This is a genomic window from Bacillus sp. 05T31 (assembly GCF_056396725.1).
The window spans coordinates 1-1,334 of sequence record NZ_JBFTMA010000925.1; the positions used below are offsets into that span (position 1 = coordinate 1).

Annotated in this window: 2 protein-coding genes; one reads left to right on the forward strand and one right to left on the reverse strand. The window is 36.1% G+C overall.

All coding sequences use genetic code 11. The annotated features are described in order from the left end of the window. The first annotated feature begins 30 nt into the window (after positions 1-30). Positions 31-669, forward strand: coding sequence for an NAD(P)-dependent oxidoreductase (locus tag AC1DJR_RS29945; RefSeq protein WP_477004251.1), 639 nt, complete (start codon positions 31-33; stop codon positions 667-669). Positions 670-715: 46 nt separating this feature from the next. Here AC1DJR_RS29945 and AC1DJR_RS29950 read toward each other — a convergent pair. Next, the coding region (locus tag AC1DJR_RS29950; protein WP_477004252.1) for a putative mucin/carbohydrate-binding domain-containing protein at positions 716-1,334 on the reverse strand (619 nt) is incomplete at its 5' end.

Genomic DNA, 1,334 nt, shown 5'->3' on the forward strand with positions numbered 1-1,334 from the left:
CTTTAACAAAACAATTTGGAGGGATTTATTATGAAAATCGGAATTATCGGAGCAAGCGGAAAAGCTGGAAGTCGTATTTTAAAAGAAGCATTAGATCGTGGACATGAAGTAACTGCAATCGTAAGAAGCGCTGCAAAAATTACAGAAGAGAACGTAAACGTTTTAGAAAAAGATGTATTCTCTCTTACATCTAACGACCTACAAGCATTTGATGTAGTTGTAAATGCTTTCGGCGCTCCAGCAGGAGAAGAACATCTTCATGTAGACGCAGGGAACGTTCTAATTGAAGCTATGAAAGGTGCACCAAATACAAAATTACTTGTAGTTGGCGGCGCTGGTAGCTTATTTGTAGACGTAGAAAAAACAACACGTGTATTTGATACACCAGGTTTCCCAAATGAATATCTTGCAACAGCTCAAAACCAAGGCAAAAACTTAGAAATCCTGCAACAAACAAACGATATTACTTGGACATTCATCAGCCCTTCTGCACTATTCGCACTAGGAAAACGCACTGGCTCTTATACATCAGGTAAAGACAACCTTCTTGTTAACTCAAAAGGTGATAGCTACGTAAGTTACGAAGACTTCGCGGTAGCAGCACTTGATGAAATCGAAAATCCAAAACACGTAAACGAACGCTTTACAGTTGTTTCAGAAGCTGAATAATAAAGAAAGCTCGTAAACATAATGTTTACGAGCTTTTTTATGACTTTTAAGCTTTTACTTCTTGCATACCTTCCATTCTTTCAAAACCTTTTTCCGTAATTTTAAAGAACACATCATTCATACCATAGGTTGTATTGACTAACGTATTGTTTTTATATACTTTAAAGCGATCAAACTCTGCTTGATACACCTTTACTACATCTCCATATTCAAACTGGATACCGTTGAATTGTTCCGCAAATGCTTTCGTATTTTCCATTCCTTCTAATACCATTTGCTTCTTCTCTTTTCCATCTTTATCAAGTACAGTTAGCCCCATATATTTTTCACCCTTAAATTGAGTATGAACCGGACCTTCTGAACCTACTGTACTTAACTTTCTATCTTCATGATTTAATGTGATAATCGATTTAATATTCGTTCCACCATACCATGTACCAAAGAACATAATGCTATCTCCGTAAATGACTTCTAACGATACTTCCGTTACTTTCTTATTTCCAAAACGATCTTTCGTTTCTACTTTTACTTTTTGCTCACCGATTTTTGTTGTATTTGGTTTTTCTACAAATCCAACTACTTCTCCATCTTTTACTTGAACAAAGTTTTTGGCATCTAACTTTTCAACGTCCGTTCCTACTACTACTTGTTGTGGTTTCGCTGTT